General features: G+C 37.4%; 22 protein-coding genes. 8 read left to right on the forward strand and 14 right to left on the reverse strand.

Features of this window, described 5'->3' with window-relative positions:
* Positions 1 to 217: 217 nt before the first annotated feature.
* The 4 genes from ACIQVU_RS15050 to mutY form a co-directional block, all read right to left on the reverse strand.
* A complete protein-coding gene (locus ACIQVU_RS15050; protein WP_402896218.1) occupies positions 218 to 1,942 on the reverse strand; it encodes an ABC transporter ATP-binding protein in 1,725 nt (574 codons plus the stop codon).
* A 184-nt stretch (positions 1,943 to 2,126) separates the two neighbouring features.
* Positions 2,127 to 2,675 carry a nucleoside tri-diphosphate phosphatase gene (gene ntdP, locus ACIQVU_RS15055; RefSeq protein WP_274794505.1) on the reverse strand — a complete coding sequence of 183 codons (549 nt, stop codon included), beginning with the start codon at positions 2,673 to 2,675 and terminating at the stop codon, positions 2,127 to 2,129.
* 291 nt (positions 2,676 to 2,966) lie between these two features.
* Positions 2,967 to 3,140: a gamma-type small acid-soluble spore protein gene (locus tag ACIQVU_RS15060; RefSeq protein ID WP_340807513.1), complete on the reverse strand. Its 174-nt coding sequence runs from the start codon at positions 3,138 to 3,140 to the stop codon at positions 2,967 to 2,969.
* A 62-nt stretch (positions 3,141 to 3,202) separates the two neighbouring features.
* A complete protein-coding gene (gene mutY, locus ACIQVU_RS15065) occupies positions 3,203 to 4,246 on the reverse strand; it encodes an A/G-specific adenine glycosylase (RefSeq protein WP_340807514.1) in 1,044 nt (347 codons plus the stop codon).
* A 189-nt stretch (positions 4,247 to 4,435) separates the two neighbouring features.
* Here mutY and ACIQVU_RS15070 point away from each other — a divergent pair, with 189 nt between their 5' ends.
* Entirely contained in the window at positions 4,436 to 5,422 is a 987-nt protein-coding gene (locus tag ACIQVU_RS15070) for a metal-dependent hydrolase (protein WP_340807516.1), read from the forward strand.
* 52 nt (positions 5,423 to 5,474) lie between these two features.
* On the opposite strand, the gene ACIQVU_RS15075 is transcribed toward ACIQVU_RS15070, so the two are convergent.
* The 3 genes from ACIQVU_RS15075 to recX are packed head-to-tail and all read right to left on the reverse strand — an operon-like array spanning position 5,475 to position 6,874.
* Complete coding sequence (locus ACIQVU_RS15075) at positions 5,475 to 5,744, reverse strand: YfhJ family protein (RefSeq protein ID WP_340807517.1); 270 nt, start codon at positions 5,742 to 5,744, stop codon at positions 5,475 to 5,477.
* The gene (locus ACIQVU_RS15080; RefSeq protein ID WP_340807518.1) at positions 5,745 to 6,074 is read right to left on the reverse strand and encodes a YfhH family protein; all 330 of its coding nucleotides are present in this window, start codon (positions 6,072 to 6,074) and stop codon (positions 5,745 to 5,747) included.
* Entirely contained in the window at positions 6,071 to 6,874 is an 804-nt protein-coding gene (gene recX / locus ACIQVU_RS15085) for a recombination regulator RecX (protein ID WP_340807519.1), read from the reverse strand. The genes ACIQVU_RS15080 and recX overlap by 4 nt, the downstream gene beginning before the upstream one ends.
* A 254-nt stretch (positions 6,875 to 7,128) precedes the next feature.
* Between recX and ACIQVU_RS15090 the strand changes: the two genes are divergently transcribed.
* The 3 genes from ACIQVU_RS15090 to rlmD are packed head-to-tail and all read left to right on the forward strand — an operon-like array spanning position 7,129 to position 10,350.
* Positions 7,129 to 8,034 carry a TIGR01777 family oxidoreductase gene (locus ACIQVU_RS15090; RefSeq protein ID WP_340807520.1) on the forward strand — a complete coding sequence of 302 codons (906 nt, stop codon included), beginning with the start codon at positions 7,129 to 7,131 and terminating at the stop codon, positions 8,032 to 8,034.
* A 56-nt stretch (positions 8,035 to 8,090) separates the two neighbouring features.
* Positions 8,091 to 8,915 (forward strand): polysaccharide deacetylase family protein, encoded by an 825-nt coding sequence (locus ACIQVU_RS15095; protein ID WP_340807522.1) that lies wholly within the window; start codon positions 8,091 to 8,093, stop codon positions 8,913 to 8,915.
* Between the two features lie 37 nt (positions 8,916 to 8,952).
* Entirely contained in the window at positions 8,953 to 10,350 is a 1,398-nt protein-coding gene (gene rlmD / locus ACIQVU_RS15100) for a 23S rRNA (uracil(1939)-C(5))-methyltransferase RlmD (protein ID WP_340807523.1), read from the forward strand.
* A gap of 274 nt (positions 10,351 to 10,624) precedes the next feature.
* Here the strand turns inward: rlmD and ACIQVU_RS15105 are convergent, their stop codons facing one another.
* The gene (locus ACIQVU_RS15105; protein ID WP_053995525.1) at positions 10,625 to 10,816 is read right to left on the reverse strand and encodes a hypothetical protein; all 192 of its coding nucleotides are present in this window, start codon (positions 10,814 to 10,816) and stop codon (positions 10,625 to 10,627) included.
* Between the two features lie 412 nt (positions 10,817 to 11,228).
* Positions 11,229 to 12,404 (reverse strand): MFS transporter, encoded by a 1,176-nt coding sequence (locus ACIQVU_RS15110; RefSeq protein WP_402896186.1) that lies wholly within the window; start codon positions 12,402 to 12,404, stop codon positions 11,229 to 11,231.
* 370 nt (positions 12,405 to 12,774) lie between these two features.
* Between ACIQVU_RS15110 and ACIQVU_RS15115 the strand changes: the two genes are divergently transcribed.
* Complete coding sequence (locus ACIQVU_RS15115; RefSeq protein WP_340807526.1) at positions 12,775 to 12,960, forward strand: SE1561 family protein; 186 nt, start codon at positions 12,775 to 12,777, stop codon at positions 12,958 to 12,960.
* Positions 12,961 to 13,002: 42 nt separating this feature from the next.
* Here the strand turns inward: ACIQVU_RS15115 and ACIQVU_RS15120 are convergent, their stop codons facing one another.
* Positions 13,003 to 13,806 (reverse strand): YwqG family protein, encoded by an 804-nt coding sequence (locus ACIQVU_RS15120; protein ID WP_402896189.1) that lies wholly within the window; start codon positions 13,804 to 13,806, stop codon positions 13,003 to 13,005.
* A gap of 228 nt (positions 13,807 to 14,034) precedes the next feature.
* On the opposite strand from ACIQVU_RS15120, the gene ACIQVU_RS15125 reads away from it, so the two are divergent.
* Together ACIQVU_RS15125 and ACIQVU_RS15130 are read left to right on the forward strand one after the other, a co-directional pair.
* Complete coding sequence (locus ACIQVU_RS15125) at positions 14,035 to 15,573, forward strand: fumarate hydratase (protein WP_402896191.1); 1,539 nt, start codon at positions 14,035 to 14,037, stop codon at positions 15,571 to 15,573.
* Between the two features lie 264 nt (positions 15,574 to 15,837).
* Positions 15,838 to 17,742, forward strand: coding sequence for a heavy metal translocating P-type ATPase (locus tag ACIQVU_RS15130; RefSeq protein WP_402896193.1), 1,905 nt, complete (start codon positions 15,838 to 15,840; stop codon positions 17,740 to 17,742).
* Positions 17,743 to 17,798: 56 nt separating this feature from the next.
* Here the strand turns inward: ACIQVU_RS15130 and ACIQVU_RS15135 are convergent, their stop codons facing one another.
* Positions 17,799 to 18,716 (reverse strand): YihY/virulence factor BrkB family protein, encoded by a 918-nt coding sequence (locus ACIQVU_RS15135; RefSeq protein ID WP_340807531.1) that lies wholly within the window; start codon positions 18,714 to 18,716, stop codon positions 17,799 to 17,801.
* Positions 18,717 to 18,740: 24 nt separating this feature from the next.
* The gene (locus ACIQVU_RS15140; RefSeq protein ID WP_340807533.1) at positions 18,741 to 19,067 is read right to left on the reverse strand and encodes a YtxH domain-containing protein; all 327 of its coding nucleotides are present in this window, start codon (positions 19,065 to 19,067) and stop codon (positions 18,741 to 18,743) included.
* A 177-nt stretch (positions 19,068 to 19,244) separates the two neighbouring features.
* Between ACIQVU_RS15140 and ACIQVU_RS15145 the strand changes: the two genes are divergently transcribed.
* Complete coding sequence (locus tag ACIQVU_RS15145; RefSeq protein WP_340807535.1) at positions 19,245 to 19,466, forward strand: DUF1128 domain-containing protein; 222 nt, start codon at positions 19,245 to 19,247, stop codon at positions 19,464 to 19,466.
* A 53-nt stretch (positions 19,467 to 19,519) separates the two neighbouring features.
* On the opposite strand, the gene motB is transcribed toward ACIQVU_RS15145, so the two are convergent.
* Positions 19,520 to 20,284 carry a flagellar motor protein MotB gene (gene motB, locus ACIQVU_RS15150; RefSeq protein WP_340807536.1) on the reverse strand — a complete coding sequence of 255 codons (765 nt, stop codon included), beginning with the start codon at positions 20,282 to 20,284 and terminating at the stop codon, positions 19,520 to 19,522.
* A complete protein-coding gene (motA, locus tag ACIQVU_RS15155; protein ID WP_402896196.1) occupies positions 20,268 to 21,071 on the reverse strand; it encodes a flagellar motor stator protein MotA in 804 nt (267 codons plus the stop codon). The genes motB and motA overlap by 17 nt, the downstream gene beginning before the upstream one ends.
* Positions 21,072 to 21,127: the final 56 nt, after the last annotated feature.

Genomic DNA, 21,127 nt, shown 5'->3' on the forward strand with positions numbered 1-21,127 from the left:
GATAACATAACTTTCGTTCAATTCCCTATTTTCAAATAATTCTAACAAATTACTATAACTCTTTCAATCACTAATATTCTGTAATTTTCATGTATTTTCTACATGTATCGACTTTGGTATGCATTATATCTTATTAAGCAATACCTTTTATAAATATCAAAAAAATAGCCTTTCATTTAGTACTAAATGAAAGACTTTTGTTAAATAATTAATATTTTTAATCTAAATGCTGTACTTGGAATAAATTATGATAGGTTCCTTGCTTATCCATTAATTGCTCATGTGTACCACTTTCAATTAGTTGTCCATGGTCAATGACAAAAATCTTATCAGCATGTGTAATCGTTGACAGACGGTGTGCAATAATAATCGTTGTACGCTCATGGGCAAGGATATCCAAGGATTCTTGAATCAATGCTTCACTTTCTAAGTCTAATGCAGAAGTAGCTTCATCCAGAATTAAAATCGGTGGATTCTTTAAAAATACACGTGCAATGGCAACACGTTGTTTTTGTCCACCCGATAGCTTCACACCTCGTTCTCCCACTTTGGTGTCATAGCCATTTGGTAGGCTCATAATAAAGTCATGGGCATTTGCTGCTTTGGCAGCCGCTATGATTTCCTCATCTGTTGCATCTGGTTTCCCCATTAAAATATTCTCTTTTACAGAATCGCTAAAAAGAATATTATCTTGCAGTACAATACCAATTTGTGCACGCAATGAATGCAATGTTACATCGCGTACATCATAGCCATCAATTGCGACAGTTCCGCTTGTTGTATCATAAAAACGGGGAATTAAACTAATAATGGTTGATTTGCCGCCACCACTCATTCCAACAAAGGCAACCGTTTCTCCAGGGTTAATGGTGAAATCCATATTATTTAAAATAGCTGAACCGTCTGCTTCATACTGGAAGGAAACATTTTGAAAACGAACCTCTCCATTGACACGAGGCAACTCCTGTGCATGCTCTTTGTTTTTTACTTCATAGGGCTCATCTATTAAATCAAACATTCGATCCATGGAGGCAATCGATTGCGTCAATGTAGTAGAGGAGCTAACAAGGCGGCGAAGTGGACCATATAATCGTTCAATATAGGCGATAAAGGCAACCATTGTTCCCACCGAAAGCGATCCATTAATCACCTGATAGCCTGCATAGGCAATCACTAATAGCGGAGCTATATCTGTAATTGTATTGACGACTGCAAAGGATTTCGCATTCCATTTCGTTTGGTCAAGTGCCTTCTCTAAAAATTCACCATTCGCTTCATCAAATAGTTTTTGCTCCCGCTTTTCCAATGTAAAGCTTTTAATAATGCTCATCCCCGCTACTCGCTCATGCAAATAGCTTTGTACACCAGCAAGTGCCTGTGAGCGTTTGCGTGTTAAAGACCTTAATTTGCCAAAAAAGTATCTCACGCTTAATGCATAAAGTGGAAATGCTATTAAAGCTACTAACGTAAGCTTAACATCCATGGTAAACATAATCCCAACGGCAATAACAATTGTTGCAAGATCAAGCCAAACATTCATTAACCCCGTCATCACAAAGTTTTTTGTTTGCTCTACATCATTAATAACCCTTGAAATCACATCGCCAGCACGTGTATTAGCATAGTAGCGTAAGCTCAGACGCTGTAAATGTGCATAAATTTCCTTACGAATATCAAACAGCACTTTATTACTGACATGCTGTGCAAAATATTGGCGATAATACTCAACTGGTGGACGAATAATAAAGAACACAATAATCGTTCCACCTAGCCAATAAAATAGCTCTTTTGTTTTTTCCGCATCTGTTAGACTCTCCGCTGCAATAATATCATCCAATACGATTTTAATAAGCAGTGGAATAAAGAGTGGAATCGCAAATTTTACAACCCCAATAATAATCGTTAAAACAATTTCCCATGTATATGGTTTAACAAAGCCCATATACCGCTTAATACTTCCCAATGTTATCACTTCCTTAAAAAAGAAACGGGCATTCAAGCATGAATACCCTAATAACGGATTATAGCAATATTTCGGTTAAATTACAGTTAAGATGACTTTAGCGCGCACTATTTCCCAGCATCTTTAAAATAAAAACACCTATTAGTTGAACTAATAGGCGTTTTTAACAATCATCTGACTGCATATCGAGCTGGAACTTATAGCGATTTGTCCAGACATCAATAAAGTCTGGTGCAAAGGGCCCTCTTTTTTGCTGAATCCAGCTAATTAACTTATCGACATTGCGCTTTAAAATTTTATCAATGACATCAGGATAAGACATTTCCTTGCGATGAAGCTCGTACTCATCCTCATCTAACAGCGTATAAGACATATCAGGAAACACTTTAATGTCTAAATCATAGTCGATATATTTAATGGCATTATTATCGAATACAAATGGTGAGCTGAGATTACAATAATAATACACACCATCCTCACGCAGCATACAGATGATGTTAAACCAGTGTTCCGCATGGAAATAGCAAATAGAAGGCTCTCTTGTTAGCCATGTGCGACCATCAGATTCTGTTACAAGTGTCCGTTCATTCGCACCAATCATAATATTTTTAGTACCTTTTAAAACCATTGTTTCTTGCCAAACACGGTGGATGCGGCCATTGTGTTTATAACTATGTATTTGTATTGTTTCTCCTTCTACTGGTAATGCCATTTTGAAGCCCACCTTTTCGTCTATGCTACCTAAATCTAGCAGTCTCTAGTATATTATAGCAATGTGTACGCGAAAGGTGTAGTTAGAAAACCACAAATTTCACTACGCTATTAACAATTTATATGAAATTTCTCATATTACAAACGAATTTTATAATAATATTCGCGCAATTGGTATTTATTGCTTTAGATTAATTCCAATTTTAAACAATTGAAAAGGAGCTGTCTTTGTCATCTTTTCGGATTTTAGACAGCTCCTTAGAGGTAAATGCGATTATGCAATTACAAAGTGTTATTCACCTAGGTCTTGGTTTGTTTTAGAGAAACGACCTGAAGCTGAAGCTTTTTTCTGCTCTGCTTTCGCATTTTGCTTTTGCACTTCATTTACGTCCGTTTCATAACCAAACTCTTCACTTTGACGTTGCATGTTTTTATTCGGTTGGTTTTGGTTGTTTTGTTTTTTCATCCTTCATTCACCTCCACGCTAGTTATTGTGTACAGAGGTGATATCTTTTATGCTTATTATTTTTATTTAATTTGTTTTTTGATTGCTTCCCATATTTTTAACATAGGGACAGGCATTGGCAGCAGCTCGATTTGCTCCTTTGTAAACCAATCGCCCATAGCGGCTGTATCGCATTTTATATAATAGCTATTTAGATGCCATGTTAAATGCGAAAAAACATGCTTAAAGGCAAGTAGCTCCTGCTGTGCTTTACTATTTAGTGCATACTCCTTTACAAAGGCTTCTACTGATTCATGGCTAGTATCAATCATTGGAAATTGCCATAAATTCGCAAGTAGCCCTTCTTGAGGACGCTGCTGCATTAAAAATCGCCCTTGATCATCTTCACAAACAAGCACCTCATATGTAAGATGCTTCATTTTTATTTTTTTAGATTTAACAGGTAGTTTTTCTGGCTCTCCTTCATTGAACGCTAAACAATATTCACGCACTGGGCACAACAAACATTTAGGAGAGGTAGGTGTACAAATAAGTGCCCCAAGCTCCATTAAGCCTTGGTTAAAAGCAGACGCATTCTCAGGATCAATTAATTCCTCTACTGCTGCCTCAAAAATCTTCTTTGTTTTTGGTATGGCTATATCATCATGAATATGAAGCACTCTGCTTAAAACTCGCATAACATTGCCATCCACCGCATGTTCAGGCTTATTATAGGCAATACTTAAAATAGCCCCTGCAGTATAAGGGCCAACACCTTTTAACTTTGATATTTCATGGCGATTATTAGGTACAACGCCACCATAATTTTCGATAACTTCACGAGCCCCTGCTTGTAAATTGCGAGCACGGGAATAATAGCCAAGACCTTCCCAATGCTTTAATAAATATTCCTGTGGCGCTTCTGCCAGCAATTCGATTGTTGGAAAGCTTTCCATAAAACGGTTGTAATAAGGAATAACTGTGTCGACACGTGTCTGCTGTAGCATAACTTCAGACACCCAAATTTTATAAGGGTCTGTAGTGTGTCTCCACGGCAAATCACGTTTCTCAGCGTTAAACCATTCGACTAAAGATTGTCGAAATTCTGTTACATATGGGTAATTCACAGTGACCTCCGATGTTTTTACGATTTAATTTATAATAAAAAGGGTATACAATTAAGAAAGAACATTCGTGTCTAGCTCATAAACATGATCGAATGTCGAAGCATAAAATTTAATACTGCTTTTTACGTATAGAAATAAAGATGTATGCATATTGTACTCGATTTGAATGCATACTAGGAGTGGATATTTTTGGATTCAGGTACACATTTCGTTATGGGTATAGCCCTTGGCGGTCTTGCATTAGCCGACCCTATTGTAGCCAACCATTCAATGACTTTTACAGCCGTAATGGCAGGTACAATTATTGGTTCACAAGCACCTGATGTCGATACAGTGCTAAAACTGCGCAACAACGCTATTTATATTCGACATCATCGCGGAATTACACACTCACTACCTGCAGTAGCTATTTGGCCTATTTTAATTACAGCTGTTTTATCACTTATTTTGCAAGATGTAAATGTGTTGCATTTATGGCTTTGGACATTTCTAGCTGTTGCACTACATGTTTTTGTTGATATTTTTAATGCCTATGGTACGCAAGCAATCCGCCCATTCTCTCGAAAATGGGTAGCATTAGGCGTTATTAATACCTTCGATCCAATTATCTTTTCATTACACTGTCTTGGTATTGTGTTATGGGCATTTGGTACAAATCCAGTTTGGACATTTAGCATCATGTATATTGTTATTGTGCTATACTACGTTTTGCGTTTTGCTGTTCAAAAAGCTGTAAAAAACGCTGTACATCATACATTACAAGATGAAGAATATGTCATTGTCGCACCAACAATGCGCTTTTTCCATTGGCGAATTGCAGCCAAGTCTAAAACACATTATTATGTTGGGCGAGCATACGGGCGAACTGTTAATATTTACGATAAGTTTGAAATTAAACCTTTGCCAAAAACGCCCCTTATTGACGCAGCAATGCAAGATCCGAATTTAGCTGCCTTTGTATCCTTCTCACCAATGTATCGATGGGAAATCTCCGAACTTGAAAATGGCTTAACAGAGGTAAGGCTAATTGACCTGCGCTACCGTAGTGATAATCGTTATCCTTTTGTGGCAGTCGCACATTTAAACGATGATTATAACATCGTTACATCTTACACAGGATGGATTTTTACAGAAGATAAATTGCAAAAAAAATTACAAATTGGTGCAAGCAATTAAATAGCGTAGGGCTGTTGAAAATAATTTTATTATTCTCAACAGCCCTTACTTATTATTGTAACATATCGTCACTAGCATCTAGTAAATGGGCGTATTTTGGGTTGCGCCCTGCAAAGGCATGTAATTTATCGCCATAGCTTGCGATTAATTGACGCACAAGCTTTTCTGTATAATCTGCTCCTCGATAATCATAGCCTGCTTTTGCGGCTGTTGCTTCAAAGTCACTCCACAATAGCTCTACCCAGACACGCGCACGCCCCACTGACATTTGTGGATTTTTGGCAAGTAACTCTGCTGTTAATTGTTCGATTTTTTCTTTCATTTACTTACCCACCTTTACAGGGGATAGCATAGATACTGGTAAAGCCTCTTGGTATCTGTTACCACCTAAACGATAGCCCCAAGCAAAACGTCCCTTTAAATAATCGACTTGGAAAAATTCATTGTCTGAGCCATCGATACGATACATTTCTCCTGGAACAATTGTATCCAAATCCACTAAATAGGCAGCAGCCATTAAAGCCTTACGCTCATAAACAGCAAATTCATTGATGATGCCTAATTGTTCTGCCTTTCGTGCCTTTTCTTTTAGCATAGCGATTTCCTCGCGTAGCTCATGCTCAGACATTGCAGCATAATTTTTTTCGTTCATTCCTCATTCTCCTTCTCTTCGATAAAACGATCTATAACCTCTATCGGAAAACCCTTTTGATAGAGCGCTTGCTTTATTTTCATTTTTAGCTCATAACCAGTATACTTTGATGCGTACTTTTTCCAAATCTTTTCGCCTTGTACATCGAGTAACTGCTGCCAATTATCTTCATCTTGTTCGATCTCTACTTGACTAAGCACCTCTTCCACAATAGAAAATGCATAGCCTTTTCTTAGCAGAAAATCTTGAATTTTTGCCTTTATTTGTGCTGGCGTTTTCTTTTTTTCTGAACGTACAATTTTTTCAGCAAGCTGTGTTGCTAATGTTACCTGCTCCTCAAAGCTATATGTAGCAAGCACTTCATCCTGCAAGCCTTTATCGATGCCTTTTTTGATAAGGTCTTGTCGAATAGCCCTTGGACCTTTTTTCATGGTCGCCTTTTTTGTATCAAGCAAGGCTTTCGAATAATTTTCATCATTAATAAAGCCATAAGATTTTAATTTTTGAATTGCCTCTAACACAACCGCTTCACCAAATTCTAAGGCGAGAAGCTTTTTTTTCACCTCATGCTCACTACGCATTTGATAGGACAGGAAATTTAATCCTTTATTAAAGGCTTTGCGAATCTCATCCTCATAGGCAATTTCCTGAATTTCAAACTCATCCAGTACCTTCCCCTTTGTTAAGCCAAATTGAATAAGAACGGCCTCATCCACAGGAAAAGCATATTCTTCGTTTAAATAAATATTATAACGCTCAGGATTATTTTTTTGACGTGCAATTTTCGTAATGATACGCATAGCAAACACCTCATTGTATATTATAGCATTTCTTTATTTATTACGGTGTTCTTACGGTGTTCGCTCTGCTTCGCGAGCATTCTCATCGTTTCCGCGGGTATTCGTTCTGTTTTCGCGCGTATTTACCCTCGCTTCGCGGGTATTCATCCTGCCCTATCTATTTTATAGTCAATATAAGCCAGATGTTTATATTTTAGTTAAATGGTAAACTTAACTATAAAGTGTTTTATTTGATTGGAAAAGAGGTGCTTCTTATGAAAATCGTTATTGCAGGTGGTACAGGCTTTGTTGGCAGTGCACTTATTCAACTATTGCGGGAAAATGGGCATGAGCTGTTTATTTTAACGCGTCAGCCATCAAGCATTAAAAACGGCATTCACTATATCCAATGGCTGCATCCTGAATCGCAACCAGCACAAGCATTAGAGAGTGCTGATGCATTTATTAATTTAGCAGGCGTTTCATTAAACAGCGGACGTTGGACAAACAAGAAAAAGAAGGCAATCTATTGGAGCCGAATGAATACAACACTTGAAATTGTTCGTATAATGGAAATGCTTACAGCAAAGCCTAAAGTTCTGATCAATGCAAGTGCAGTAGGGATTTATCCTGCTTCTACAGATGCTGTTTATAATGAAAATTGTAATAATTATGCAACTGATTTTTTAGGTACAACCGTTTATGATTGGGAACGTCATGCAATGCGTGCACATTCATTAGGTGTTCGTGTAGCACTTGCTCGCTTTGGTGTTATTTTAGGGCGCGATAGTGGTGCACTTCCCCCTATGCTTCTACCTTATAAAATGCATATAGGTGGCACAGTTGGCTCAGGCCAACAATGGCTATCATGGATACATATTGACGATGTCGCTCGCGCTATTGATTTCGCACTGTCAACTGACAGTATTCGTGGACCCTTTAATGTCACAGCTCCTCACGCAGTCAACATGGAAGAATTTGGACAAACGATTGCAGCGGTAATGGATAGACGCCATTGGCTACCTGTCCCAAGTATTGCAATGCGTTTAGCACTTGGTGAACAAAGCACACTTATATTAGAGGGACAGCATGTACTGCCAACTGTTTTAGAAAAGCATCATTTTACATTTACGTTCCCTTATTTGAAGCAAGCACTGGAAGACCTCATTATAAAAAATTAATTGGATAATTTATATAGATATGACGCATCCTAACGAAAAAGAAAGGATGCGTTTTTATGTGGAAACAACATATTGTTGGTGCGGTAATTGCTACTTTTATTATTGCCGCAGGAATTAGCTTTAATCCATTTTTTGCTGCTGGTTCTGATGAACACCATTGGGGCTTTAAACGTGCAAAAAATGGAGAGCAGGCAGAGGCAGGAGCACAGCTCGATCAGTTACTCGACAAATATGGTGCTATTTATAAGGGGAAGCCTGATAAAAAAATTGCCTATTTAACATTTGATAATGGCTATGAAAACGGCTTTACTGAAAGTATTTTGGATACATTAAAAAAAGAAAATGTGCCAGCAACTTTCTTTTTAACAGGTCATTATTTAGAAAGTGCTAGTGATTTAGTGAAGCGTATGGTCAACGATGGTCATACGATTGGCAATCATTCATATGGTCACCCTAATATGGCTCGCCTTTCACCAGATGGTATGCGTGCAGAATGGCGCAAATTTGATGGGAAATTACGAGAATTAACAGGGATTGATCGCACAACATATGCTCGTCCACCTGAAGGCATTTTTAATGCCAAAGTATTAGAGGTTGGGAATGCAGAAGGCTACCGCCATATTTTTTGGTCTGTTGCCTTCAAGGATTGGATGAAGGATGAACGTCGTGGTGCAGACTATGCCTACAATGCGCTGATGGAGCAATTGCACCCAGGTGCTGTTATTTTAATGCATACTGTTGCACAAGATAATGCTGAAGCTTTGCCAATGTTTATTGCAGAGGCGAAGAAGCAAGGCTATACATTCCTATCTCTTGATGATTTAGTATTGGAATACGAAGATTTCCCTGTTGCTTTGCAATCGTCTGCTCCTTCGTTATAATGGGGAGATGACATTATAAAGCAGGGACGTGGAATGTTTGACACAACAAACAATAATGACCGTGGGGCAAAAATTCCCACTGACAATAAAGAGGCTTGGCATTAATGGTGAAGGTGTAGGCTTTTATAAACGCAATGTCGTATTTGTCAAAGGCGCTATTCCTGGAGAAGAAATTACGGCTCAAGTTACAAAAACAGAGCGAAATTTTGCTGAGGCAGAAATTTTAACGATTCGTAAAGCTTCCAAATATCGTCAGGAAGCACCTTGCCCGGTATACAATGAATGTGGTGGCTGTCAGCTTCAGCATATGACCTATGATAAGCAGCTTATTGAAAAGCGTGATATTGTGATACAAGCATTAGAGCGTTATGCTAAGCCTTTAGCTGCAACAGTTGAGGTGCGTAAAACGCTTGGTATGGAGAATCCTTGGCATTACCGTAATAAAAGCCAATTCCAAGTGCGTAAGGAAGGCAAGCGTGTGTATGCTGGTTTATTTGCAGAAGGCAGTAATAAGCTGCTCAATATTAACGATTGTCTTGTTCAGCATCCTGTTACTTCTAAAATAACAGTTGCTACACGAAAAATTTTACAAAAGCTCAATATTACAATTTATGATGGTCGTACGCTAAATGGTTTAGTGCGTACAATTGTTGTTCGTACAGGTATTCGTACTGGTGAAACACAGGCTGTCCTTGTGACGACACGCAAGGAAATTCCTCATGTAGCGGAGCTAATTGCGCGCATCAAAAAAATTGACCCAAGCATTGTATCGATTGCGCAAAATATTAATCGTGAGAAAACATCTTTAATTTTTGGTGATGAAACGATTGTGCTTGATGGGAAGGAAACAATTCATGAGGAGCTTGGCGAATTAGCCTTTGATTTATCAGCTCGTGCCTTCTTCCAGCTTAATCCAACGCAAACTGTACATCTTTACAATGAGATTAAAAAGGCTGCTGCATTAACAGGAAAGGAAACTGTTGTTGACGCATATTGCGGTGTCGGTACAATTGGCTTATGGCTAGCAGACCAAGCAAAAGAAGTGCGTGGCATGGATGTTGTTCCTGAAAGTATTCAAGATGCTCGCAAAAATGCTCGTAATCATGGCTTTAAGCATACAAAATATGCAGTGGGTACTGCGGAAAGTGTGCTGGCGAAATGGCGCAAGGAAGGTTTTACACCAGATGTTATAACGGTAGACCCACCACGTACAGGTTTAGCACCAGAATTTATCCGCACAGTCTTGAAATTAAAGCCAAAACGCTTTGTCTATACATCCTGTAACCCATCCACTTTAGCAAAGGACTTAAACGAATTAGCGAAGCTTTATGAGGTAGAGTACATTCAACCAGTGGATATGTTTGCACAAACGGCGCAGGTAGAATGCGTTTGCGCCTTAGTTCTAAAAAATAATACTTTGGACCACCTGTTATAGGGTGGTCTGAGAATTATTGCTATATTTATGTTTATTTGCACTATATTAAACATTATCATCTGAATATATGAAATTTCAAAATTAAAAGTACATTAATCTCCATTTATCATATAGATGTCCAGATTCTTTGCATTATTGCTATTGTTAGCTTTAAACTATCTATTCTAAAAAATGAATATTATAAAATCAACAAGGCGCTGCTCCAAATAATAATGGTTGAGCAGCGCCTTTAGTCAAATGTGTCTTGATCTTCGTATGGTTCAATTTTTTCCAATTACTGTGCCTCCTGTAAGAATGTCTTATTATTCTCAAGAAGCTGAATCATCGACTGAAGAATCTTTTCCTCCAATCTTGGTGATGAATTAACCTCTTTCGCAATAATCCTCTTTAAATCTAAAATCGTTTGAACTTCGAGCATATGCTTTTCAGCTAATTTGAAAGCCTGCTCTAACTGACCGGTCACCATGGGCAACACTCCTTTTAAAATGTATTCCTTATTATTATATCAAAAGTCCATAAGAAAATTCACTTTTTTAATCAAAATTTTCTTACAACTTTCGATTTTTTCTGCAATTCCAATATCCAGCAGGAACAATAAATTTTACTCTTCGCTAAAAGTCCAGCATAATTATTACGCTTCTACAATGATAGGCTCTGGCGATAGGGCTTCATTTACTATCGTCTTTTGCTTAAATAGACTAGTAAACTCTTTCTCTAAAATAATATCTATTTCACAAATAGCATGCTATAATAGCAATTAGGTGCCAAACCTATGTAACTTGGACGGAACATCCTTGTTACGCAAAAAACGCCATAACAGCACGGATTTGCTGGGCGTTTTTTTATTTTATGAGCGGGAAGATGAGCCCCGCTCTTTTTTATTTTGCTTGTAATTGTTTCGCTCGCCCAAATACGAGTAACACTATTGCAACGGCTAGTAAAAGCAGTGCTACAAGTAAAAGAAAGCTATAACTTTTAACAACTTCTAAGTAAACTCCACCTAAAAATGGCCCTGTTAGGCTGCCAATGCTTAAGGCAATACCGCATAGCAAATTTCCTGTAGGCAGCAATTCCTTTGGTGTTAAATCAGCCATATAGGTAATCCCCAAAGAAAACATGGAGCCGACCAATGTCCCCGCAAAGAAAAATGCTATAGCCACAGCGATTTGTGAATGCTCTAAAAAGCTAGCAACACCAAAAATCAATGCCGCTCCAAATGAGCCAAGCATTAAAATATTGCGTCTTCCTATCTTATCTCCCAGTGCACCGAGTGGTACTTGCGTCACAATGCCGCCAAATGTAAAGACCGATAGAATAATTGGAATTATCCCTACTTCAAAGCCTTTACGCAATGCATAGACAGGGAATAAGGCATTTAATGAGGATTCAAGAAAGCCGTAAACAAATGGGCCTAAAAAGGCAAGCCAGCCAAATAATATAGCCATTTTATAGCGTTGCCAGCCTCTGGCATTTAAGTCACCTGTTAAACGCTCTGGCTTTTCATTTTTTAGGAAAAAGACAAAAGACCATGCAAATAAACATAGTATAGACGATGCAATAAATGGTAGCGCCTCTGAAATTTCAATAAGCCTTACCATTAGTGGTCCAATTGCAAAGCCTGTACTAAATGACAAGCCATAGATTGCCATTCCTTTTCCTAGACTTTTATGATCGGCTGTACTCGTAATCCATGTTTGTGTGGCAAAATGCAGAGCATTATCCCCTACACCAATTAGTAAACGCAAAATAAACCAAAAGGTCACACTTTGCCACAATGGAAAGGCAAATAATGAAATAAACACAAGTGCACCGCCAATTAAGATAATTGGTTTATAACCCCATTTTCGTAAAGGCTGCTCAATAAATGGTGAGATTAGTAGCGTTCCTATGTATAAACCCGTTGCGTGTAAGCCATTTAACGCCGAGGATACACCATCATGTTCAAAAATAATTGATATTAGTGGTAAAAGCATTCCCTGTGAAAGACCTGAGATAGATACAATTAACACTAGAATGGTAAATCTTTTTTTGCTGTAATCTGAGAAGTACGTCATTATTTCCTCCAACATCCAGTCATTCTTCCAAATAACAGCATACCAAAAAGCCTTAGCGCTCACCACATGTGATTTTACGCTAAGGCCTAACTAATACTTATATTCATTTAATTGTATAAACACGAATTTCGGCTTTTGGCTATTACCGATTACTTGTTTAAACTCCCTCCTTTTCACATTAGAATGATTATGATTTTTTCCAATCAGCTCCTTTACTTTATCTTAAAACAACTTTAACATACGACTTTAATTTTGTAAATATTCTGTTTATTTATTTTTAAAATTAATCGCTTAGTCCTAGATGTTTACCTAATCATTGAAAACTCAGCTTAAATCAGCTACGATAAAAGGGATGAAACGAGGTGTACGAATGTCAAAACCAATTACTGATAAACAGCAGCAAGTAACCTATTTAAAAGAGCGTCTTGAAATATTTTTAGAGGTATTAGATGCCCTTGATCCTGAAACAGCTGAATTAGAGGATATTGATCGCTTAATTCAAATGATGGATGACTTAGAAGACAAGATGGAGCAATTTAATGCTCGTGAACAATAATGAATAAAAACAAGCGAGCATACAATGTGCTCGCTTGTTTCCTTAAAAGCAATCCCAGTTATAAAGTACATTACTAAAATCTTTATTTTTTAGCTCCCTCTCTGTAATAAAGAAGTTGCCAACACCACAATCACCCCAAAGGATATCATCCCCTACACTATCAATTTGTAACAATAAAATAGTAGCGTCTTGATAATCACCATACGCTCGTGGGTCTTCCTGTGTGAAAAATGGATAGCCACCTATTTTATGACCAGTACTAGACAAAGCCTCGTAAAAGGCATTCTCTACTTGACTGTTCCCCTCTAAAGTTTTTAAAATAGTTCCATAAGCCTCTCGCCCTCTAAAATCTCTGATGGATAAAGGCTCCATCCCTACTTTAAAAGCTAATGCCATTTCGCGCTCTACAGGAAAATACAATTCTTCATCCTTATTTTCTATAAATGAAAAGTCCTGTATAAGCTGTGTTTCGTCCTGCACAATCGTATCATGGAAAATTACACGAAAACCATCTTGGTTTTGTCCATTATCAAAGTCCATTCCTAATACATCGTCATATCCATCGATATAAAATTGCAGTATTCCCTCTTCTGGGAAGTTTGAGAGATGCTTAGGTAGCTCTGCAAAGTTAATTTGGGCAAGAAGTTTCAATGGCTGTCCATCAGTGCTGCTTTTAGGATATTCCATTGATAGTGGAAAATATGGGTCACCTGCAAACTTACTTTCAAATAACGTTGTTTTTCGTACATCCGTATCAATCCATACAACAGGCTTTAGCGCTTCTTCTACTATTGATCTGTATTGCTCCAACTCTTTTGGTAATTCAATTAAATTTTTAGCAGACATACAAATTCCTCCTAATAGTGGATTTCCTTCATTATAGAACATTTGTTCTCAAACTTCAACTTTCTACTATAAATTCAGCACATTATTTATCACAATAACTATCAAATCAAAATTATATTAAAATATGCTTTAATTTAGTGCGTACAGAGAAGGACTCTTTTTTTCATTAGTTGAAAAGAGTATAATGTAACGTGGAAATAATCAAATTTTTTATGGGGGGCAATACGAATGAATCTACAAAACTTGGAGAAAAGTCTTTACAATTTAATTACTGAAACATCTACGAATTTACCTAAAGATGTACGCCGTGCTATTAAAAAAGCAAAAGAGGCTGAAAATGCTGGTACGCGTGCAGCAATGAGCTTAGACACAATCTCAAATAATATTATTATGGCGGAAGATAATGTGTCACCAATTTGTCAAGATACTGGTTTACCAACTTTTAAAGTATATACTCCTGTTGGCGTTAACCAATTAGAAATTAAGGCTGCCATTAAAAAAGCAATTGCAGCTACAACAGCAGATGCTAAATTACGTCCAAACTCTGTAGACTCTTTAACAGGACAAAATAGCGGAGATAACTTAGGCGATGGTGTACCTGTTATGAAATTTGAACAATGGGAAAACGACTACATTACAATTAAGCTAATTTTAAAAGGTGGCGGCTGTGAAAATAAAAATATTCAATACAGTCTTCCTTGTGAATTAGATGGACTTGGTCGTGCTGGTCGTGACTTAGATGGTATCCGCAAATGTATCTTACACTCTGTATACCAAGCACAAGGACAAGGCTGTTCAGCTGGCTTTATCGGTGTAGGTGTTGGTGGGGATCGCTCTTCTGGCTATGATTTAGCAAAAGAGCAATTATTCCGCCATATCGAAGATACAAATCCAAATCCTGACCTTGCAAAATTAGAAGAATATGTTGTGAAAACAGCTAACACATTTGGTATTGGTACAATGGGCTTCGGTGGTGAAGCAACATTACTAGGCTGTAAAATTGGTGTTATGCATCGTATTCCTGCCTCCTTCTATGTATCTGTAGCATATAACTGCTGGGCATACCGTCGTATGGCAGTAGATATTGATCCACAAACAGGTGAAATTATTAACTGGCACTATCAAGAGGGCGAAAAAATTACATTTAAAGAAGACGAAGTAGCTGCAACAACAGAAGATACTACTACAGATGTAGTGGAGCTTACTGCACCAATTACAGAAGAACAAATTCGCGCACTAAAAGTTGGAGATGTTGTATCCATTACTGGTCGTATGTATACTGGTCGTGATGCTATCCACCATCATTTAATAAGCCATGATGCACCAGTAGACCTAAATGGACAAGTCATTTATCACTGTGGACCTGTTATGGCAAAGGATGAAGCAGGCAATTGGACAGTAAAAGCGGCTGGTCCAACTACTTCTATTCGTGAGGAGCCATACCAAGGCGATATTATGAAGAAATTTGGTATTCGCGCTGTTATCGGTAAAGGCGGCATGGGACCAAAAACATTAAAAGCACTTAATGAACATGGTGGCGTGTACTTAAATGCTATCGGTGGCGCAGCTCAATACTATGCAGACTGTATTAAAGGTGTAGATGGTGTTGATTTAATGGAATTTGGTATTCCAGAAGCTATGTGGCACTTAAATGTTGAAAACTTTACAGCAGTTGTAACAATGGACTCACACGGTAACTCACTCCATGCAGATGTTGATAAATCATCATTAGAAAAACTTGCGTTACATGCAGAAAGAGTTTTCTAAGCTAACTTCATAAATAGCGGGACTTATCCGCACAATTTTTATAGGCACAGAATATTCTACATGAATAGACTGTGCCTTTTTGCTATTGTTATTTTCTCTAAATAATTTCATTCAAACTTGATACTTTATTTTTATAAATTCCTTTGTTATAATAATTCTAAATAAAGGAGATGGTAATTGAAATCCATTTTCAATTAAACATCACATATAAATACTAATTTATAGATATTTTGATATTGATTTTCATTATCAGGAGGGAAATGAATGGAATACTCTAATCGAGAAAATATAAATTTAATTGAGAAAATAAAAGAACATGCAGAATTAATTGCGGCTCTTATAGCTGGAATATTTATTTTATTAGCTTGGCGTTTAGATATAAATGAGCAAACAACTGCTTCTGTTCTTCTATACATTATCGCATTTTGTGTAGGTGGCTTTGCAAAAGCAAAGGAAGGCATTGAAGAAACAATAGAAGAGCGAAAGTTAAACGTTGAGCTACTAATGGTACTAGCGGCTATTGGCTCAGCAGCAATCGGCTATTGGACAGAGGGTGCGATTCTTATTTTTATTTTTGCAGTAAGTGGTGCTCTTGAAACATATGCGATGAATAAAAGTCAGCGCGAAATCTCAGCACTTATGAAATTACAGCCTGAAGAGGCATGGCTAGTTCGTGGTGGCTTTGAGCCTATGAAAGTAGCTGTTTCTACACTACAAATCGGCGATCATTTACTGATTAAACCAGGAGAGCGTATTCCAGCAGATGGTGTTATTTTTAAAGGGCAGTCCTCTATTGATGAATCGGCTATTAGTGGCGAATCATTACCGATTTCAAAACAACAGGGTGATGAAGTATTCGCAGGCACAGTGAACCTAAATGGCGCGATTACCATTGAAATGACGAAACCCAATTCAGAAACATTGTTCCAAAAAATTATTCAGCTTGTGCAAAGCGCACAAAGTGAAAAATCACCCTCACAACAATTTATTGAAAAATTTGAAGGTACGTATGTAAAATTTGTTTTACTTGCTGTTGCTATTATGATGTTTCTTCCCCACTTCTTACTTGGCTGGGACTGGACAACAACGTTTTATCGGGCAATGGTGCTATTAGTTGTGGCATCTCCTTGTGCTCTTGTTGCATCCATTATGCCTGCTACGCTTGCAACGATTTCAAACGGTGCAAAAAATGGCTTGCTATTTAAAGGTGGCTTACACTTAGAGCACCTTAGTGTGTTACGTACATTAGCTGTTGATAAAACAGGGACATTAACACAAGGAAAACCTGTTGTAACAGATTTTATTGTTCGTAATGGAGCAGATCGTCAAGCAACTTTAGCCATTATCGCAGGAATTGAAGCACAATCAAATCATCCATTAGCACAAGCTATTACTGCCTATGCCAAAGCAGAGGGACTTACAGCATTCCCACAAACAGCCATTGAGGATATTCCCGGCTGGGGCATTAAAGGGATAATTGATAATAAGGAATACCAAATTGGCAAACCTGATTTTGTTGGTGCACAGCTTGCCAATGATTTTGCAGATGGTGCTGCAGCGGCCCTAGCAGCAGAAGGTAAAACAATTATTTTTCTGCGTGATTCGAATGGCATTGTCGCATTAATCGCCTTAAAGGATATTGTACGCAATGAAGCTAAAAAAGCTGTGTCTTTATTAAAAGAGCTTGGTATTCAAGTTGTGATGCTAACAGGTGATAATGAAAAAACAGCAAAGGCGGTCGCTAAAGAGGCTGGCGTAACAGAGTATGTTGCAGAATGTCTTCCTGAAACAAAAGTAACAGAGGTAAAACGTCTACTTACACAGCATCAATTTGTAGGAATGGTTGGTGACGGTATTAATGATGCTCCTGCGTTAGCTACTGCAACAACTGGTATTGCGATGGGTGAAGGGACAGATGTTGCCCTAGAAACAGCCGATGTTGTCTTAATGAAAAATGATCTATCAAAAATCGCCTATGCTGTACGTCTATCTCGCAAAATGCAGCGTATTGTTAAGCAAAATATTTTCTTTTCTATAGGTGTAATTATTTTATTAATAGCTTCTAACTTCCTACAAGTTGTAGATTTACCTTTAGGTGTTATTGGACATGAAGGTAGCACAATTCTCGTTATTTTAAATGGTTTGCGTATGCTTAATAAAAACATCTAGTTCCATAAAAATAACCTTGCTTCTCTATATAAAAGAGAAAAGCAAGGTTATTTTAGTTAGTCTTTTATATCCTTTTGTAATGCTCTTTTTTGCATGGTAGCATTTAGCACACCACCAAAGATTAAAATAATACCTGTAAAATATAGCCATAGCATTAAAATAATTACGCCACCAATACTGCCATATGTCGCAGAATAGTTTCCAAAGTTACTAATATAAAAAGAGAAACCGTATGTGACTGCTAGCCACGCAAGCGTAGCAAACATTGCGCCAGGCCATACACCCATTATTTTTAAACGAGGACTTGTATTTGGCACAAACCAATACATCCCCATTAAGACAGTAAAAATCAATAACGGTGGCATTGACCATCGTAATTTATGCCAAATGGAGGCAAATTGTTCCTCTATCCCAACGATTGAAAATAAAAAATTTCCAATTTGTTGTCCAAAAACAGGTAATAAAAGAGCCACCGCAATAACAATCACAAGCGCTATTGTAAAAACAAGAGATAAGCCCCTATCAAATATACCTGCTCTACTCTCTGTATCATAGGCTTTATTCAAGGCTCTAATTAATGCATTAATGCCTTTAGAAGCAGACCAAATCGTACCCAAAACCCCAATTGACAATAGACTACTATTACGATTTGTTAAAATCTCATTTAACGTATTTTCAATAAGACGATAAACCTCATCTGGCAACACATTCACTAAAAATGCATATACCTGTGTTGTTTGTAAGTTCAAATATGGCAATAGCGTAACTAAAAAGATGAGTAATGGGAAGAATGATAGCAAAAAGAAATAGGCTAATTGTGCGGCAAGCGCAGATATTTCCACTCGCTTTAGCCTACTAATTAAATCTTGGACAAACCCTTTAGAGGTCATAACATCAATCGCTTCCTCGTCTGGTGAAACAAATGATTTAACAAGTCCAAGCGTATCATGCATTTTTGCCTTTTTCTTTTCCATACAATTTTCCTCCTAAAGCTGCCATTACTCCTTTTCTGGTAATGTAAAGGCTGATTTCGTGTCTTCAATCATCTCCTGTACTGTAGAAGGTACATCTTTAAACTCCTCTACTTTTTCAACAATCATATTAACATTATCTGACACATTTTCATAAAGCCCCTTCGCAGCTGATAGCTTTTCCTCAATAAGCATTTGCAATTCCTCACGATTTGCAGCATAGTACGAAATGGCTTCTTTCATTTTTTTAGTTGTAGCAACTGTGTGTTCACGAGTAGTACGATCAAGCATACTTAATGCCGCACCAACTGTTGCTCCTGCTATAATCGAAATAAATAATTTACTTTGACCCATAGTAAAACCTCCTGCTTGTATAATTATGTATTCCCTGCTATTTCATAAATAAACAACTTCCTGCATTTATTCTACCCAATAACAGTGTATTTTTAAAGCAATGCTCAAATACATAATTGACATTTTTTATATTCAATGAAATGATATGTACGATAAGTGCGAAAGGTAGGGTAAAAAATGAATTTATCAGTTCCGTCTAAAGAAAATGTTATTTATATGGTTGAGCAAATGAAGGATAAGCTTCGTATGGTAAATGTGGATGCAATGAAATCGGAAAATTTTGATGAAACAAACTATGAAGATTTAGTGTACTTATATGAAATGGTCATGAAAAGAGAGTCCTTTAGCCCAAGTGAAATGCAGGCGATCGTTGCTGAATTAGGCTCTTTACGTAAATAAGCAATGAAAAGCTATTAGCAAAAGACTAGTGTCTAGTGCTAATAGCTTTTCTATTATTGTGTATTTGTTGCTTCTGAGCCATCTTCAGTTACTAATGGCTGAATTAAAACTTCCACGCGGCGGTTCTTTGCACGACCTTCTGCTGTATCATTTGGTGCAATTGCACGGTTTTCACCATACCCTTTAGCACTAAAGTTTTCAGACTTTAATTCAGGATTACTATTTAATAAAACCATATAAAAATTCGATGCACGCATTAATGAAAGCTCTAAGTTCGATGAAAAATTAGGACCTGCTGGAACATTATCTGTATGCCCTGTTATAACAATATTACGTGGTGGATTAGACACTAATACATCCGCTAGCTCTTTTGCGATAGGAAGATATTCTGGTTTAATTGTCGCTTGTCCAGAATCAAATAAAATGCTATCACGAATTGTCACAAGCAAACCTTCATCCGTCATTTCTGTCGCAAATTGATCCTCCATTTCATTAACAGCAATAAAATTATCTACGCTATCTTTAATAGCTGCTAGCTCCTGCTGGTCTTTTAAATAGGCAGAGTTTTGCTGTGGCGGATTGCTACTATCGGCATTAGGATTTGAGATAGGAGCTGGCTGGTCTAAAAAGCCTGTTCCACCATCAAATACTTGATTAAAAACTTCTGACATTCTCTCTAGCTTTTCTTGGTCAACAGAGCTAGATGCGAAGAGTACGATAAACAATGCTAGTAAAAGTGTTAAAATATCCGCATAAGGAACAAGCCAGGATTCATCCACATGATCTTCATGCTTATGCTTTTTACGCCTCTTTGCCACCGATATCACCCTCATTTCCGCCTATAACTTTACGACGCTCCTCCATCGTTAAGTAAGAAGCTAGTTTTTGTTCAATCACACGTGGAGCTTCTCCTTCTAAAACGGATAAAATACCTTCAATCATCAACCTTTTCTGCTTCACTTCTATCACGGATTTACGTTTAAGTTTATTTGCGAATGGATGCCATAAAACATATCCTGTAAAAATCCCTAATAATGTCGCCATAAAGGCAGCAGAAATAGCATGACCTAATTTTTCAATATCATTCATATCAGCTAATGCAGCAATTAGTCCTACTACCGCGCCAAGTACCCCTAAAGTTGGTGCATATGAACCAGCTTGTGTAAAAATAGCTGCACCACCTGCATGGCGCTCTTCCATTGCCTCAACTTCCTCTGTTAAAACATCTCGAATATAGTCTGCATTTTGCCCGTCAATGGCTAAAGTCAATCCATTTTTCAAAAATGGGTCTTCAATCTCTGAAGATTTACTTTCTAACGCTAGTAAACCTTCACGACGCGCTAAATCCGCCCATTGCGAGAACATTTTAATAAGTTCAACATCATCGACTAATTTTGTTTCTTGCATTAAAATTTTAAACAGTTTGGGTACACGCTTTAGCTCTTTCATAGGAACCGCGATTGTTACTGCTGCAATTGTACCAACAATAATGATAAGAATGGCCGCTGGATTATAAAAGGCAGCTAAACTTACTCCCTTCAAGACCATTCCGGTTAATAATGCTACAAATGCTAATATTAACCCTACAACTGTTGATATATCCATTTTAGAAACCTCCAAATCTACTACTAATCTTAATTTCGCCTATATTTCCATATTTT

This window comes from Lysinibacillus sp. NPDC098008, from assembly GCF_044760715.1.
In the GTDB taxonomy this organism is placed as follows: domain Bacteria; phylum Bacillota; class Bacilli; order Bacillales_A; family Planococcaceae; genus Lysinibacillus.